Source organism: Pontibacter sp. FD36 (genome assembly GCF_015686655.1).
Classification (GTDB): domain Bacteria; phylum Bacteroidota; class Bacteroidia; order Cytophagales; family Hymenobacteraceae; genus Pontibacter.
In genome coordinates this window covers 268,575-285,244 of the sequence record NZ_JADPMP010000007.1, presented here as the reverse complement: position 1 = coordinate 285,244, position 16,670 = coordinate 268,575, and the positions used below count along the sequence as shown (strand labels likewise).

13 protein-coding genes and 1 tRNA gene are annotated in these 16,670 nt (G+C 48.3%); 7 read left to right on the top strand and 7 right to left on the bottom strand.

What is annotated here, in order from left to right:
* Position 1: 1 nt before the first annotated feature.
* Both I0P70_RS11865 and I0P70_RS11860 read right to left on the bottom strand, forming a co-directional pair.
* Positions 2-913 carry a DUF58 domain-containing protein gene (locus I0P70_RS11865; RefSeq protein WP_196118019.1) on the bottom strand — a complete coding sequence of 304 codons (912 nt, stop codon included), beginning with the start codon at positions 911-913 and terminating at the stop codon, positions 2-4.
* A 12-nt stretch (positions 914-925) separates the two neighbouring features.
* Entirely contained in the window at positions 926-1,336 is a 411-nt protein-coding gene (locus I0P70_RS11860) for a septal ring lytic transglycosylase RlpA family protein (protein ID WP_076421954.1), read from the bottom strand.
* A 148-nt stretch (positions 1,337-1,484) separates the two neighbouring features.
* Here I0P70_RS11860 and I0P70_RS11855 point away from each other — a divergent pair, with 148 nt between their 5' ends.
* Positions 1,485-1,841 carry a DUF3276 family protein gene (locus I0P70_RS11855; RefSeq protein WP_007657542.1) on the top strand — a complete coding sequence of 119 codons (357 nt, stop codon included), beginning with the start codon at positions 1,485-1,487 and terminating at the stop codon, positions 1,839-1,841.
* Positions 1,842-1,973: 132 nt separating this feature from the next.
* Positions 1,974-3,071 (top strand): redox-regulated ATPase YchF, encoded by a 1,098-nt coding sequence (gene ychF / locus I0P70_RS11850; RefSeq protein WP_007657540.1) that lies wholly within the window; start codon positions 1,974-1,976, stop codon positions 3,069-3,071.
* A gap of 223 nt (positions 3,072-3,294) precedes the next feature.
* On the opposite strand, the gene I0P70_RS11845 is transcribed toward ychF, so the two are convergent.
* Positions 3,295-4,617, bottom strand: coding sequence for a DUF5103 domain-containing protein (locus I0P70_RS11845; RefSeq protein WP_196118017.1), 1,323 nt, complete (start codon positions 4,615-4,617; stop codon positions 3,295-3,297).
* A 184-nt stretch (positions 4,618-4,801) separates the two neighbouring features.
* Between I0P70_RS11845 and I0P70_RS11840 the strand changes: the two genes are divergently transcribed.
* The gene (locus I0P70_RS11840) at positions 4,802-5,665 is read left to right on the top strand and encodes an SDR family oxidoreductase (RefSeq protein ID WP_196118015.1); all 864 of its coding nucleotides are present in this window, start codon (positions 4,802-4,804) and stop codon (positions 5,663-5,665) included.
* 5 nt (positions 5,666-5,670) lie between these two features.
* Here I0P70_RS11840 and I0P70_RS11835 read toward each other — a convergent pair whose 3' ends face one another.
* Both I0P70_RS11835 and I0P70_RS11830 read right to left on the bottom strand, forming a co-directional pair.
* The gene (locus I0P70_RS11835) at positions 5,671-7,032 is read right to left on the bottom strand and encodes a PAS domain-containing sensor histidine kinase (RefSeq protein WP_196118013.1); all 1,362 of its coding nucleotides are present in this window, start codon (positions 7,030-7,032) and stop codon (positions 5,671-5,673) included.
* Positions 7,022-8,410 carry a sigma-54 dependent transcriptional regulator gene (locus I0P70_RS11830; RefSeq protein ID WP_196118011.1) on the bottom strand — a complete coding sequence of 463 codons (1,389 nt, stop codon included), beginning with the start codon at positions 8,408-8,410 and terminating at the stop codon, positions 7,022-7,024. Before I0P70_RS11830 ends, I0P70_RS11835 begins: the two co-directional genes overlap by 11 nt.
* Positions 8,411-8,653: 243 nt before the next feature.
* On the opposite strand from I0P70_RS11830, the gene I0P70_RS11825 reads away from it, so the two are divergent.
* The 4 genes from I0P70_RS11825 to I0P70_RS11810 all read left to right on the top strand — a co-directional run bounded on the left by I0P70_RS11825 (position 8,654) and on the right by I0P70_RS11810 (position 14,774).
* Entirely contained in the window at positions 8,654-11,077 is a 2,424-nt protein-coding gene (locus tag I0P70_RS11825; protein WP_196118009.1) for an ABC transporter permease, read from the top strand.
* A 141-nt stretch (positions 11,078-11,218) separates the two neighbouring features.
* A tRNA-Glu gene (locus I0P70_RS11820) sits at positions 11,219-11,290 on the top strand.
* A 617-nt stretch (positions 11,291-11,907) separates the two neighbouring features.
* Positions 11,908-13,560, top strand: a complete 1,653-nt coding sequence (locus tag I0P70_RS11815) for a bifunctional UDP-sugar hydrolase/5'-nucleotidase (RefSeq protein WP_196118006.1) — start codon at positions 11,908-11,910, stop codon at positions 13,558-13,560.
* Positions 13,561-13,721: 161 nt separating this feature from the next.
* Positions 13,722-14,774 (top strand): c-type cytochrome, encoded by a 1,053-nt coding sequence (locus tag I0P70_RS11810; protein WP_196118004.1) that lies wholly within the window; start codon positions 13,722-13,724, stop codon positions 14,772-14,774.
* 136 nt (positions 14,775-14,910) lie between these two features.
* On the opposite strand, the gene I0P70_RS11805 is transcribed toward I0P70_RS11810, so the two are convergent.
* Positions 14,911-16,059 (bottom strand): sulfatase-like hydrolase/transferase, encoded by a 1,149-nt coding sequence (locus tag I0P70_RS11805; RefSeq protein ID WP_255531015.1) that lies wholly within the window; start codon positions 16,057-16,059, stop codon positions 14,911-14,913.
* Positions 16,056-16,622, bottom strand: a complete 567-nt coding sequence (locus I0P70_RS21480) for a sulfatase-like hydrolase/transferase (RefSeq protein WP_255531014.1) — start codon at positions 16,620-16,622, stop codon at positions 16,056-16,058. The genes I0P70_RS11805 and I0P70_RS21480 overlap by 4 nt, the downstream gene beginning before the upstream one ends.
* Positions 16,623-16,670 lie beyond the last annotated feature (48 nt).

The following is a 16,670-nucleotide window of genomic DNA, read 5'->3' as shown; positions in this document are numbered from 1 at the left end:
CTTACCGCACCTTCGCCCGCTTTATCAGGTAGCTGTAGAGCACTTTGTCAAACGGTTCACTGATATCAACTGGCACAAAGTCAATCTTATACTGCCCGCACTTGAGCTCGAGCTCGCGTTTATAATTATTAACGGCCTGCTGGTAATGGGCTTTCACCTGGGAGGGTTGTAATTTCAGTTCCTGCCCTGTCTCCACATCCACAAACACATAGGGTCGCTCAGCAAAGTCAAACTCTTCTTCGGTACGGCGGTCCATCACATGAAAGATCAACACCTCGTGCTTCTGGTGCTTCAGGTGTTGCAGGGCGGCAAAAACGGCATCGCTGTTTTCGTGTTGCCCAAGCATGTCGCTAAAGATAACCACGAGCGAACGTTTCGGGATCTGCTGGGCGATCTGATGGATGACAGAAGCTACATCCGTCTGAGCGCGGAATGGTGCTTCTTCCAGCTGCTTTTGCAGGAGCAGTAACAAGGTATGCAAGTGAGAGGCTGTGGAGCGAACAGGCGTTTGCTGACGGATAGTGTCGGCAAAAGTCACCAAACCTACGGCATCACGCTGCTTGCGAAGCAAGGTGGCAAGGGCAGCGGCACACAGTACACTGAAGGTGAGTTTACCATGACTTTCTACCGGATAGTACATAGAGGGCGAAACATCCAACAGAATATGGCAGCGCAAATTCGTTTCTTCCTCGAAACGCTTTACAAATAGTTTATCGGTGCGGGCAAAAACTTTCCAGTCGATGTGGCGGGTACTTTCGCCGCTGTTGTAAAGCCGGTGTTCTGAAAACTCTACCGAAAAGCCATGATAAGGCGACTGATGCAGCCCCGTAATAAAGCCCTCTACCAGCTGCTTGGCCAGAAATTCCAAGTTCTCAAATTTCTGAATATCGGCTAGGGTGAGCGGCTTTTTCATACAGGTATAGGCTTATTTCTTTCCGGTCGGCTTTATCTCAGAAACGACGGTTGTCATTTCGGGTTGTCCATCGTCGGGAACTTCGTGCAATTGTACTGAGGCGATCCCCTCCCGGATCAACTCAATCTGCTGAGCGGCCGCCTTGGACAGGTCGATGATGCGATGTCGGCTGTGTGCCATGCGGTCGTTGATGCGCACGATCACCGATTTGCCGTTGCGCACATTGGTTACCTGCACATAGGTGTTGAATGGCAAAGTGGCGTGAGCGGCCGTGAGCTGTGTTTTGTCATAGCGCTCTCCGTTGGCGGTTCGGTGTCCGTGCATGCGGTCGGCGTAGTATGAAGCCTTGCCGTCAGCTGAATAAAGGGCCGTGCCAGAATTGAAAGAAAAGAGAAATACTAGTATAAGTGAAAGCAAATTCATACTATACTATATTTGGTCCGGTGACAAATATAGAATTAAATCTCTGCAGCGCTGCAAAATGGCTAAATTTTAAATTCAAAAATTTTTATATATCAGAACAATATGTTAGCTTTAGGTTCAGAAAGTTGAATTTAACGTCTATAACACGGTGGAAGAGAACAACGACAAAGCAGAAATTTATTCCCAAAGAGTAAGAGCAGGGAAGAGAACGTATTTCTTTGATGTGAAATCAACTCGCTCAAACGACTTCTATGTGACCATCACAGAGAGCAAGCGCAAGTTTAAGGATGACGAGTTCTCGTACGAGAAGCACAAGATCTTCCTTTATAAAGAAGACTTCGTGAAGTTCATGGAAGCCTTACAGGGCACAATCGATCACGTTAAATCCGAACTTTTGACTGAAGAGGCCCTCGCCGCCCTCGAAAGACCAGCCGAAACCGAGGCAACTCCGGTACCGGTGGCCAATGCCGAGGTGTCTTTTGATGAAGAACTGAAGTGGGAATAGACTCCCCGTTTTTAGTTTAGCGACCGAGAGCCCGTGTTTCCAGCACGGGCTTTTTTTATACCCCCAGCCCCTGCCCTAAACTGACTGAAATTTCGTATCTTTGCGCCCTGATATAAAACAAGATAAAGATAAATGGGACTAAGATGCGGAATCGTGGGACTGCCAAACGTGGGCAAGTCCACTTTGTTCAACGCTATTTCGAATGCTAAGGCAGAATCTGCCAATTACCCTTTCTGTACCATCGAACCGAACGTGGGCGTGATAACTGTGCCTGACGAGCGCCTCCAAATACTGGAAGAACTGGTTACGCCGCAGCGTGTATTGCCTACCGTGATCGAATTTGTGGACATTGCCGGCCTGGTGAAAGGTGCCAGCAAAGGCGAAGGTCTGGGTAACAAGTTTCTGGCCAACATCCGTGAGGTAGATGCCATCATCCATGTGGTGCGTTGCTTCGAAGATCCGAACATCGTACACGTAGCTGGCAAAGTAGATCCTATTTCTGATAAAGAGATCATTGACACGGAGCTGCAGCTGAAAGACCTGGAGTCTATCGAGAAAATGATGATCAAGGTACAGCGTTCTGCCAAGGCGGGTGATGCAAAAGCCAAAAAAGAACTGGCTTCGCTCGAGAAGTACAAGAATCATTTAGAGCAGGGCCTGAACGCCCGTAGCCTCGACGCTACCGAAGACGACAAAGAAACGATCAGCGAACTGAACCTGCTGACAGACAAGCCTGTGATTTACGCTGCCAACGTGGACGAAAATTCCATGAACGACGGCAATGAATACTCGAAGGCCCTGGAAGAGCACGTGAAAAACGAAAACGCGCAGGTTGTTCTCATATCCGCCTCCATCGAAGCGCAAATCGCAGAACTGACTGATCCGGAGGAAAAAGAAATGTTCCTGGCTGAGTATGGTTTAAAGGAGTCTGGCCTGAACAAGCTGATCCGGGCTTCTTACGAGTTGCTCAACCTGATCACTTACTTCACTGCTGGTGTGAAAGAGGTACGTGCCTGGACAATCGAGAAAGGCTGGAAAGCTCCTCAGGCTGCAGGTGTTATACACTCTGACTTCGAGAAAGGCTTCATTCGTGCGGAGGTGATCAAACTGAAGGACTACCAGGAGTACAAGACTGAAGCCAAGATCAAAGAAGCCGGTAAAATGGCTGTGGAAGGTAAAGACTATGTGGTGCAGGACGGTGATATCATGCACTTCCGTTTCAATGTGTAAACTACACAGTTTCAAATAATAAAAAAGGCGGGTTTTCTCCCGCCTTTTTTTGTAAACAATGGACTTTACTGCTAAACTCTAAGCTGATAATCACTGATGTTGGTAATAGGGAAGACAGGTTTATAGCAAATAAATCAGATCCTACCAGTCTATTATCATACTCAAAAATAAAACGACTACCCATCTTGCGAAATACCCATAACTAGGTATTTATGCAGTCCTATTACCTGTTATTGAACAAAATCTCCTCATACCCGATCAGCAGATCGGCGCGGGAACCTGGCGGGCGATAATAGATCAGGATGTCATAAGTATTTCCTGTGGCAAAGTGGCTTCCCTCAAAGTAGCTGGCATCCGCTGCCTGTCCATTGGCGCGCTTTAATGCATAGTAGTAGTTATAATAACCCTGCTTCAGCAATAGCCTCCCTTTGTAAGCCTGCTGTTCCTGGTCATAGCGCATTCGGCTTTCATCATTTAACAGCCAGTCAGTCAAGCCTCCCTGTATGTATACTTCGCCTTGCTCCTCCCCTGTCTTCAGTTCAAAATCCACCCAGGTATAGTCAGCATTCACGATCGAGTTACCATACTCCCTGTTCCCAAACAACATTTTACCGTCAGCGTCGGGGTCCTGGCTATAAGCTGTACCAGCCCGGCTGCGTTCAGGTTGCAGCAATATATGCACAGGCGAAGCTTCCAGGTTGATCTGCTCTATACCTAAGCCTTTAAATCGGATACTGCGGGAGTCAAAGGAACGAAATTCGCTCAAACCCAGGAAGTGATCTTTGGCCTCGAAAAACACATACTCCAGTCGCCGCTGATCATCGCGTACAAAAGCCGGCCTTGGGTATACCTTGGCATTATCCCAGCGGTGATTCTGACGCATGACAGCTTTTACCTCCTGCGCCGGATTCACCAAGGCGTAGTCTTTATAAAACACGTTGAACTCTACGGGCTGGCGGGCTGCTCTGCCCTCCGGCCCGGTTGGCATGCCGAGTTTGGCTGTTACGGCTACCAGGTTCTGGTATACCAGTATACGTCTGGTCAGCAGCAGATTGCCTCCCTCCTCACTTACCTGCAGCACATAATTTCCACTCAGTTTCACGCGCGGCACCCGAAAGCGGTAATGAACATAGGGCACGCGGGTGTTGATGGAGTTCTGTACATCTGTAATGAAGAACTCGTTGAAGTCGTTGAGGTACTGCGCGTCATTCAGTCCGGAAGGGGTCCAATCGGCGTTGCAGTGCACCAACTTGGCCACAAGACGCTGCGGACCGGCATTGAGACGATCGAACTCAAGCAGAATGGGCTGTTCCTGGCCTATGGAAATAACGGCAGGCTCCAATACTGCTTCCGGGCCGCCAGTACCGCGGTAACACTGCACAGAGCGTATACTGTTATCGTACACATAGTCTTCATAGCGTACAGACTGCTGTGCCGTACTACCCGAAGTGGCATATCCCTGCTGCTCAAGCGGAACACAGGCTGCCAGGCCCAGACAAATAGAAGCTACCGCAAAGGCGTTGCTAAACTTATTCCAGAACATCATATAATTCTATCAGCTACTGGTGGGCTTACAAAAAACACAGCCCACGCAATTATATCCGAAGATAGGAATTTTTGAACAAAGCTGAAGTAACTGCGTAGTGGAGCATTGTATTTTTCCTTTAATACACTGCGTATCAATCGTTTATCACGTATAGGAATTAACGCGAAACAAACAGCCCTTCACTATGAAAAAAGTTCTACTGGCCGGCGCTACCGGGCACCTGGGGAGGCATATTTTCCGGGAGCTAAAGCAGCATGGATTTGAAGTGCGTGTATTGGCGCGCAATCTGAAAAAGGCACAGTCCCTTTTCCCGGATCCGGAAGAGCTCGTACTTGCCGACGCTACAAAGCCTTTTTCGGTGGAAGGCTGCTGTACAGGAGTCGATGTGGTGATCTCAGCTCTAGGCAAAAATCTAAGCCTCCGTCACCAGGGCGGCGGTTCGTTTCACGATATCAATTATAAGGCAAACCTTAATTTATTAAATGAAGCGGAGCAGGCTGGTGTTCGGCAGTTTATTTACGTGTCGGCATTCGGGGCAGGACGTTATCCGCAGCTGGCATATTTTAAGGCACATGCCTATTTCGAGAAAGCTTTACGACACAGTTCACTCAATTACACCATTCTAAAACCGGTTGCCTTGTTTTCAGTATTTGAAGAAATGGCAGCCATGGCCAGAAAAGGGCACATTGGGCAGCTTGGGCAGGGAGACAAACTCACGAACCCTATTTATGATGGTGATGTGGCCCGTATCGCGATCGACTGCATCGGAAAGTCTAGTCAATCCCTGGAGCTTGGCGGACCTACCACCTATACCCGGCAGGAACTCGCTCAGCTTGTATGTGAAGCAGCAGGTTACAACGGACGTGTAGCCGAAATTCCCTTCGATTATGTGGATACGCTTCTGCCTTTTGTGCGGCTGCTCAGCCGTAGCCTCTACGACAAACTGGCTTTTATGACGGCTGTGAGCAAAGTAGATTGCGTCGCCCCTGTAGTTGGGCAATGTACGCTGGAGGCCTATTTTGAACTGGAACCACAACTAAGCTCCTGAGCCGATCAAAACCTCAGTATGAAAGTAGTTCCTCTATCTAACTCCGACTGCACAGAAATAGAGCCTTTATGAAGACGCATGATCTGACGGGACAGGCTGAGCCCTATACCTGATCCGCTCTTCTTTGTAGTGAAGAAAGGAATGAAAATCTTGGTCGTAGCCTCTGCCGTCATACCCTGTCCGTTATCCTCCACCTCCAGGCACACGCGGCTTCGCTCATCCAGGTAGGCACGTACAGTTATCAGCTTGTGGGCTCTTTCCTGAACTGCTTCCATCGCATTTTTAACCAGGTTGATGATTACCTGCTCCACCATACCTCTGTCGGCCGAGAGCAACAGACTGCTGCCTGACCGCAACTCAATCTTAAAGTCAATGTCCTGCTGTATCAGCTGCTCACGCAACAAAGTCTTTATTTCTGAGAGCAGCTCCCCCACATCGATCAATGTCAGTTCCGGAACAGTAATGCGGGTCAGGTTGCGGAAGTCATTCACAAAGTGAATCAGGCCGTCGCTTCGGCGGCTGATCGTGTGCAGACACTGGCGTATATCCAGCAGTTCGTCCCGCAGCACTGTGATCTCTTCAGCATTTGTATCATCAACATAGCCACTTATCTCCTCACCGGCACTAGCTGAGAGTGAGGCAATCGGCGTCACAGAGTTCATAATTTCATGCGTCAACACCTTGATTAGGTTCTGCCATGCCTCCATCTCCTTGTCCTCCAGTTCGCGCTGTATGTTCTGCACGGATGCCAGCTTGACCTTATCACCCAGCATCACCAATTCGATCACCTGCACTGACAGGTTTATAACCGAGCCCCCCTGTCGCAGCGGGACTACGGCCTTCTCGCCATGGTCCAGTCCAGAAAGACGAACGGCTAAGTCAGGGTATAAATCAGCCAGTTCCTGTATCTGATGTAGTGCACCGACCTGCAGCAGCTTGCGGGCAGCGTGGTTTAGCAGCAGGATGCTGCCATCGTTTTTATAGGTGATGATGCCTGTACCAACGTGCTGCACAATAGCTTCAAAATAATGCAGGTGAGCCTCTTTTTCAGCCCGCACGGCCCTGAATTTTTTCATCACTTCATTCAGACCCGCTGCCAGTTCCCGGTGCAGTCTGCCACCTGTCGATACAGGTATAAGCTCTGTAAAATCGTCGTGCCGGATGGAGTTCAGGAAGCTCAGGAACTGCCGGTTTGTACGCTCATGAAAACGCACCAGCAGGAATACCTGTAGCAGCAGGAAGAGCACAAGACCGATGAATGTGCCCCGGTAGGCAGGTTCCAGCCCTACCTTTGCCAGCGCAAAAACAGTAAGTGCCAGCATGATGAGCCGCAGCACCAACTGTAGCCGGTAATTGTTAAAGCGCATATTTCTCTAGTCTTCGGTACAAGGCACCGCGGGACAGGCCCAGTTCTTTAGCCGCTTTTGACACATTGCCCTCATGTAGCTGCATGGCCCGCTGCACCGCCTGTCGCTCCAGGTCCTCCAGATTTTGGGAATTAGGCACTGCTGCCGGGGCGTTTGCAGACAAGGTTGGTTCTTCCGATATAAAGAAGAAATCATCCGGTTGCAGCTCCCGGTTATCGCTCATGATCGAGGCACGCTCCAGCACATGCTGCAGCTCCCGCACATTGCCTGGCCAGGTATAGCGACGCAGCTTAGCAAGCGCGGCGTCAGAGAGTCGCTTGAGTGGCTGCTTATACTTGGTGGCATACGTTTGCAGGTAATGATCCGCAAATAAGGGAATGTCCTCCAGGCGCTCACGAAGTGGCGGCAGGTTCAGCTCCACCGTGTTGATGCGGTAGAGCAGGTCTTGCCTGAATTCGTGCCGCTGCACCATTTCTTTCAAGGGCATATTGGTTGCGCAGATCAGGCGCACATCAATGGGAATGGGTTTGTTTGTGCCTACCCGGATAATCTCTCTTCGCTGCAGTACCGTCAGCAGCTTGCTTTGCAGTGCCGGCGACAGATTCCCGATCTCATCCAGAAAAAGCGTCCCTCCGTTTGCAGCTTCAAAGCGCCCCACCCGGTCCTCTTTCGCATCCGTAAAGGCGCCTTTCTTATGCCCGAAGAGCTCACTCTCAAACAGGGTTTCTGTGATGGCCCCCATGTCTACCGTCACAAACACCTTATCTGCCCTGGAGGAACGTTGGTGGATGGTGCGGGCAATGACTTCTTTTCCGGTGCCATTCTCGCCGAGCAGCAGAATGTCCGCATCGGTACGGGCAACTTTGTCGATGATGGAGAACAGACTGCGCATGGCCTGGCTCTCACCTGTGATGACCGGCTGCTGGTTCTGTAACTCGGCGGTGAGGGTGCGGTTTACCTGCCGGAGCTGATTTACCTCTTTGTAGGAGTGGCGCAGTTTGGAGGCGGCAGTCAGGGTGGCCAGCAGCTTCTCGTTCTGCCAGGGCTTCAGTACAAAATCAGTTGCTCCCTCTTTGAGAGCCCGCACGGCCATCTCCACATCCCCGAAGGCAGTGATCATGACAACCACGGCCGAGGGGTCATATTTCAGAATTTCTTTTAGCCAGAAAAAACCCTCCTGCCCGCTCGTGATATCCTGGCTGAAGTTCATGTCCAGGAGAATAATATCGAACTCTTCATTGGAAACCAGGAAGGGAATCTTCTTTGGATTCTTTTCCATTACTACTTCTTTGGCATATTTGCGCAGCAGCATTTTGGCCGAAAACAACACATCTTCGTTGTCGTCGATCACCAGTATTCTTCCCAGGTTTTGTTCCATGACAGGTATAGGTTTTAGAAAAAGAGGATAGAAAATTATGCCAGTCGGTTTTAATGCTTAATTTAAGATAAATTTAGGAAAAATATAGCTTATACCTGTCCAGCCACGGACAATAAGTGTCCACAACTGGTCAGTTGAACAGTACGCCTATACCTGATAAAGGCGGCAAAGCCCTTTTTGCAGGACTGGCACAACAATGGATTTAACGAGGCTAACAGTTCCACTCCTAAAACTGTACACGACATGTTAAAGCTCTATTTTCTAACGGCCTTCCGATCACTGCTGCGCAGTAGAGGCTATAGCCTGCTCAATGTACTGGGGCTGGGCCTGGGCATTACCTGCAGCATCCTGCTCTTTCTGGTCATTCAGTATGAACTCAGCTACGATGCCTTCCATAGCAAAGGTGATCGTATTTACCGGCTGAATATTGATGCGCATTATGCCGATGGCGTTTTTCAAACTACATCCATTCACTTTCCGGCTACCAATGCATTGCGCAACAATAATCCGGGCTTTGAAAACATAACCCAGATATATTCAGAAGCAGATGGCCAGATTACAATACCGGGCAATGGAAACTCGGTGCCCCGCCACTTCCGGAACCCAGGACAGCTAGCCTTTGTGGAACCGGAATTTTTTGAGATTTTCAGTTTTAGCACAGGTGGGCAGGACCTTCGTCCCTACATGCGCGAACCCAACAACGTGGTGCTCACAAACAGCATGGCAGAGTTATTCTTCCCGGAAGATGACGAGGTGATTGGCAAGGTGATCAGCTACAACAACAAACTAACGCTAAAGGTAGCAGCCGTTATACCTGACTTTCCGGTCACGACCGATTTTCCGTTCGCGATGCTTGTCTCCTATCCTACCCTGCACAGCTTTATAAATTTTGATCTAAGCTCCTGGCATACACTCCTGAGTAACCACACAGCTTTTGCTCTACTGCCTGAGAAGGCAGCTGTGGAAGCAACAGAAAAACAGGCAAACGATATCATACAAAGTCTTATACCTGACAAGCGAACAGCTAGAGAACTGATCAACCTTCAGCCGCTCCAGGATATTCATTTCAATCCGGCTTACGGCAACTACTCTCAACGCACCATATCCAAAGAAGTGATCTGGTCGATGGCCCTGATCGGCTTGCTCCTCCTCGTGACTGCCTGCATCAATTTTGTAAACCTGGCGACGGCACTGGCTGTGCGCAGGGCGAAAGAGATCGGTATACGTAAGGTTATGGGCAGCAACCAACTGCAACTTATGCTGCAGTTCCTGGGTGAAACACTGCTGATCACACTGGCTGCCACACTCGTGTCTATAATACTAGTAGAACTGGCTTTACCATACCTGAACCAGCTGCTGGGCTTGAAAATAGCTTTCAGTTTTATTCAAAACCCGCAACTGTTACTCTTTGTGACGCTGCAGGTGCTGCTGGTCTCACTCTTCGCTGGTCTATACCCTGCTTTTCTGTTAGCGCGCTTCCAGCCGATCGCCGCGCTGCGCAGCCGCATGTCGGTACAGGAGGTTGGGGGACTCTCGCTGCGACGTAGCCTGGTGGTACTACAGTTCACCATTTGCCAGGTTCTCATCATTTGTACACTTGTTGTCAATGAGCAGATGCAATACCTGCGCAATAAGGATTTGGGCTTCGATAAAGATGCTGTTGTTACGGTACCCTTGCCTCGCGAAAACAGCGAAAAAATAGAAGCGCTTCGCGATGAGATCTTGAAAAACCCAGCACTTAATGGACTTACTTTCGGCTCTGCGCCCCCTTCTTCTGAAATTACACGCTTAAGTGCGTTTCGCTTTGGCAACCCAGAAAATATCATACCTTTCCAGGCACACATGAAGTCCGCAGATGAGCATTACCTGGAGCTGTTTGACATTAAGCTCATCACGGGTCGCATGTTCAGAGCTGACGGCTTTGAAAAAGACTCTGTCATGCAAGTGCTCATCAACGAGACGATGCGCCGAAAACTGGACATACAGCAGCCCGAGGAGGCAATTGGCAAGAGTATATACCTGAATGGAGGCAGACAGAAGGCAACTATTGTAGGTGTAGTGGAAGACTTTCACCAAAATTCACTCCGTTTCCCGATCGACCCGGTCATCTTTTATTCCAGTGGAGGTGATAACTTCTTTATGATGGCGAAAATAGACATGCGACAGGCAGAGGATGCTCTGGCCCATCTTGAACAGGTATGGCAGAAGGCCTATCCGGAAGCGGTATTTCATTACGAATTTATAGATGATACGCTTGATCGCTTCTACAGAGATGAGTCACGGCAGAGCACCCTTTTCAAGATTTTCTCTTTCATTGCCATATTCATAGGCTGCCTGGGCTTATATGGGCTGATTGCCTTTATGGCCACCCAGCGTACCAAAGAGATCGGTATACGCAAAGTTATGGGGGCCTCAGTGTTCCAGATCACAGTGCTCTTCTCCAGGGAATTTGTTAAACTGGTGCTGATCGCCTTTGTGCTGGCAGCCCCTATCGCCTGGTACCTGATGAGTGAGTGGTTGCAGGACTTTACCTACCGTATCAGCATCGGGTATATACCTTTCCTGATGGCAGGGGCCGCCACTCTTATCATTGCACTGATCACCATGAGCACGCAGGCAGTACGGGCAGCTATAGCCAATCCGGTTCTTTCTTTAAAAGCAGAGTGATACTGTGCAGGATGAAGCAAAAAATTTCTCTCTAAAAGTGAGGCAATTACGCTGTATGCGCTGTTTTTTTATCAAAAAGAAGGCCGGAGACTTTGCAAAATAAAAGCTACCCGCTATATTTGCATCACAATACGACAGAATGGTCCGTTCGTCTAGGGGTTAGGACTCCAGATTTTCATTCTGGCAACAGGGGTTCGATTCCCCTACGGACTACAAAACCCGCTTCAGGTAAAACTGGAGCGGGTTTTTTGTTATTCCCCACTAAACAAAGGTTTAGTAAAAAAACCTTATTCTGTTTAGAAAGCCCCTCAAATAACTGCTTAAAGATATTTTATATTACGCCGACACTTTTACCTTATTGGTGTGCTTATGAGTATCCGAACACTCTTATTTGCCCTGCGTTAATGAACTAACAATCTTTAATAACCAGCATCAAAACCTTAAAGCTATGAGTTACCACTTGAGTAAGAAAATGAACGGGTCTTTCGAAGATGCCACCTGGTGTAATGTTGCCTTGCAGTAGGCTGCAGAAACATGAAAAAGGCGAAGTGGAAGTAGTATCAATAAGCTCTAGCCGTGACTTAACTGTAAACTACTAGAATGAAGGCTGTGCTGAAAAGTACGGCCTTTTTTATTTACCTATCTGCCTGTTATTCAAAATACAAATGACTTATGTAACCAATGTCACTGAACTATGGCAAGCAGTACCTCATCTTTGTGTTGATCAAATAATAAAGTAAGACTATGAAAGACTTCTGGAACGACCGCTACAGCTAAAAACAAATGGTATATGGCGCAATACCTTGTTATCCAACCTTAACAACACAAAAATGATTAACCTATTTAAAAAGACATTACTTCCTGCCCTACCCTTTATTGGCTTAGCTGCATTAAGCTCATGCCAAACATCAGAGCAGGGAGAAACAATAGCCAACAAAGACGGCATCGAAACCATCACCATCTTGCAGACGGCCGACATCCACGGACAGTTAATGCCTCACCAGGAAATGTTCGTGGAGAACGGAGAATTTGTATTTAAAGAACGTGGCGGTGTGGCCAACATTCAGACGCTCTTCAAGCAGGTAAAGGCAGAAAATCCTGAAGGCACTGTGATTGTAGACGGTGGTGACCTGATACAGGGAAGCGCTGTAGCCGCCATGTCGGAAGGAGATGCCATTGCCCCGGTCATCAAAGCGATGGACTACGATTTCCTGATTCCCGGCAACTGGGAGGTGATCTTTGGTAGCCAGAAAATGCGCAGTATACTGGAGTCGTATGGCAAGCCAGTGGTATGTGCCAATATCTATGACGAAGCCAGCTCTGAGCTGCTTTACCCACCTTATATCATCAAGGAAATAAAAGGCGTTAAGCTGGGCTTCATCTCTTATAACGATCCGGAAGTGCCGGTACGCCAAAATCCGGTGTTCAGCAAAGGGCTTATTTTCAAAGGGCTAGATGATAACCTCCAGCCACTCATCAAAGAACTGAAAGAAGAAAAAGGGGTGGACATCCTGTTCCTTGTAATGCACCTGGGTATCTCCAAGCAAATCTACCTGGCAGATCAGCCTGAGATTGAAGGCGTGGACTTTGTATTGGGAAATGATACGCACGAAAGAATCAGAAAACCGCTCAAGCGCAAGTACGCACAGGTGGTAGAGCCGGGAGGCTTCGGTTCTTTTGTCGGTCGTCTGGACCTGGATATAAAAGATGGAAAAATAGTGGACCAGCGCTACGAGCTGATGGATGTAGACCCTGAGAAATATCCTGCTGACCCAGCAGTGCAGAAAATTGTGGATGAGCAGATGGCACCTTATAAAGCACAAATGGACCGTGTGCTGGGCTATACCACAGAACCACTCTACCGCTACCTGGTAGTGGAGAATGCACTGGATAATATGATCACCGACGCAGTTCGCTGGAAGACAGGTGCTGACATTGCCATCTCAAATGGCTTCCGTTTTGGAACCCCGATCGTGCCGGATGCTTCGGGTAAAGCACCCATTACATACAGCGACATTTGGAACATGCTGCCTGTGAACGAGAATGTAAAAACAGGAAAAGCTACTGGCCAGCAGATTAAAAACTGGATGGAACAGGAACTGCACAATGTGTTCGCAGAAAAGCCTCTGGAGCGCTTTGGCGGCTGGGTAATCCGTTTCTCAGGTATGGAACTGACCTTCAAAGCAAATGCTCCTAAAGGCGAGCGTGTGCAATCTATCACGGTTGGCGGGAAGCCGCTCGACCTGAAGAAGGAATACACCATGGCTGCCTGCCGCAGAACAGGTGAGCCAGACCATGTGCTGTGCCGTATGCCAAATGCCAAAGACCCTAAAGTACTGGACTATACGGTACATGACGTAATGGAAGAATACCTGAAGAAAAATGGCACTGTTTCTCCTCAGATCGATGGAAGAGCCAAAGTACTGGACCTGGAGTCACCGGTGCTTTCGCAGCTGCCAAACATTGATTACGTTTTCAGATAAGAGCACAGTTTAGTGCATCCGAAAGAGCAGGGAGTTTATACTTCCTGCTCTTTTATTTTTAAGGAAAAACCATTAAAAATTACTGCCTCTGTGACATTTATCACAGTCTATGACATGGTTATACAATAGCTTGTACTGATATTCAACTTATGTAGTTCATCATGAAAAAAGATCAGGAGCAAGACTTTGGAAGCCTGTTGGTAAGGTTTACCAGTTTGATAGGTTTAAGCACCATCGCCACAATATTGCTGGTATTTATAGTAGTGGCCTTACGTTTTACTGCGGTACATACTTTACTACCGGATCTGACCCAGGTTTTCTCAGATAGCACTGCGGACGCACCTGTTTTACCTGTAGCTGAGGAACAGATGTGGAAGGCCCCTGATCTGGCAACACTGCCTGCAACTCCAGAGGGAGAACTGATCAGATACGGCCATGAATTAGTGAAAAACACCGCTCAATACCTTGGCCCGGAAGGAAGTGTTCTACATATATCCAATGGAATGAATTGCCAGAACTGCCACCTGGATGCAGGCACCAAACCGTATGGCAATAACTACGCTTTAGTAGCCTCTACCTATCCGAAGGTTCGGGCGCGGTCAGGTGTGGAAGAAGATGTGACAAAGCGTGTAGCCGATTGCTTTGAACGCAGTTTGAATGGAACCGCACCTGATAAAGACTCTAAAGAAATGAAAGCAATGGTTGCTTACATCCAATGGGTTGGAAAAGATGTTAAGAAAGGAGAAAGTATAAAAGGCTCCGGCTTGATGGATATAGAGATGCTGGACCGCGCGGCCAGTCCGGAATTAGGGAAAGCAATGTACATACAGAAATGTCAGGTATGCCACGGAGAGGAAGGAGAAGGAATGAAACCTGAAGGAAATACCGTATACGTTTACCCTCCGCTATGGGGACAAAACAGCTACAACGACGGAGCGGGCTTATACCGTATTTCAAATTTTGCCAAGTATGTAAAAGCTAATATGCCTTTGGGAGCAACCTATGACAAACCTCAACTAACCGATGAAGAAGCATGGGATGTAGCCGCTTATGTTAACTCGCTCCCAAGACCAAAGAAAGACATCAGCAAAGACTGGCCTGATATTTCGAAGAAGCCGTATGACCACCCATTCGGACCCTTTTCTGATGGGTTTTCAGAAGAACAGCATAAATACGGCCCGTTTCAGCCCATTATTGCATCACAAGTAAAGTAAAGCAGGGCATAAAGCTGCAGATTTAGACAGCAGCAAAAAGCTTAGCCGCACCAGGCAGATATCAAGAATAAGTACAATTATCAGGTTTGCTAGCGGCAAACCTGATACCTTCATTAATATTCAGTTTCATACGCGTTTAATCGACCAGGTCTGCCGGAGAATCCTCTTTGGATGATGCATTATTCTCTTTCGGTTTTTCTTGCAGCCGATGCTTTGGATCGAAACGGTAAAACTCTTCATATCCTAATTTTTGTACAGCAGGCTCACCATTGGATTGGATATAGCCGACTGAGCACGCGTATGCTTCCCAGTTCGCTTTCAGTTCTTTGAACTTTTCTGGAAACTGCCCGGCCAGGTTATTCTCTTCCTTGATGTCTTCTCTCAGGTTGTACAAATGCCATTCGTCGCCTTTGCCGTAGGGTGGCGGCATAAAGATGAGCTTCCAATCACCTTTCAGCACGGCTTTGCATTCTGCTATTTCGAAACACAACACGTCAAACTTATTTCTAACAGGCTGTTTCGTTTCTTCCTGCAGGTAAGGCTTCAGCGAGGTGCCATAAAGTGGCTTCAGATCCTTATCAGTGCGCGGGAAAGGAACATTAGCATAGTCTAAAATAGTAGGCAGAATGTCAGTAACATGCAACATTTGATCTGTAACCACGCCGCGTTTGTGCATTCGTTTTCCGGAAACAATAAGAGGCGTCTGTGTGCCGCCCTCGTAGGTGGTTAACTTGAAGTAGGACAAAGGGGTGTTAGCTACTTCCGCCCATGCCCCGCCAATGGAGATAAAGGAATTTATTTTCCCAAAATTCTCCAGACGATTATCATACTCCTGCTCAATCAGCTCTTCGGTGTTGGGCGCATAAAAATGGGGCTCTTTGGGATTAGCGCCATTGTCGGAAAGCAAGAAAATGATGGTGTCGTCGTATTTGTTTATCTCTTTCAGACGATCAAACAAATGCCCCAGGTTCCAGTCCAGGTTTTCTAGCATGGCAGCATAGACTTCCATTTTCCGTGCCTCTTCCCTGCGTTCTTCACCGGTAAGTTCATCCCAACTTTTAAAAAGGCCACTGCCTTCGTTCTGGCTTAGCTCATCAGGTACCAACCCCAGTTCCTTCATCCGCTGCAGACGCTGATCCCGGATGGCATCATACCCGTCATCGTAGGTACCTTTGTATTTATCCAACCATTTATCGGGTACCTGTAGCGGGTCGTGAGGAGCAGTAAAGGCCAGGTAAGCGAAGAACGGACTGTCGTCCTGCTGCTCCGATAGATACTGCATCATCTTATCCGTGTAGTAGTCCGAGGAGTAAAAAAATCTTCAGGTAGATTTTCGACTATTTTACCGTTCTCTGTGTACTTGGTGTGCGGCTGCTCGTAGGCGCTCAGGGCTCGCTGGTCGTAAAAGTGGCTGACACCACCTCCCAGAAAAGAAAACGTACGCTCAAAGCCACGGGCATGCGGCCGCCAGGCTTCCTGTTCACCTAAGTGCCACTTGCCTACCATATAGGTATGGTAGCCAGCTCCCTTCAATATTTCCGGCAGAGTTAGTACATCACCATTTAGGTAACCTTCATAGCCTGGCTGCATGTATTGGTTGGTGGCATGCGCGGTCGGCATGTTCCCCAGTCCGGCATCATGGTTATCGCAGCCCGACAGCAGCATAGCCCGCGTGGGTGCGCAGAGGGCTGAGGTGTGAAAATGCCGGAAGCAGACCCCATTATCCGCCAACTGTTGCATGTAGGGTGTCTTGATCTCACCGCCAAAAGGCTGACAATCGGAATAGCCCATGTCATCCACTACAATAAGCAGGAAATTAGGTTGCCGCTGATACGAGTTCGCTTCCATTTTCTATAACCTTTTCTAAATTACTACCCAGCTTTAAGCAGCTTATAA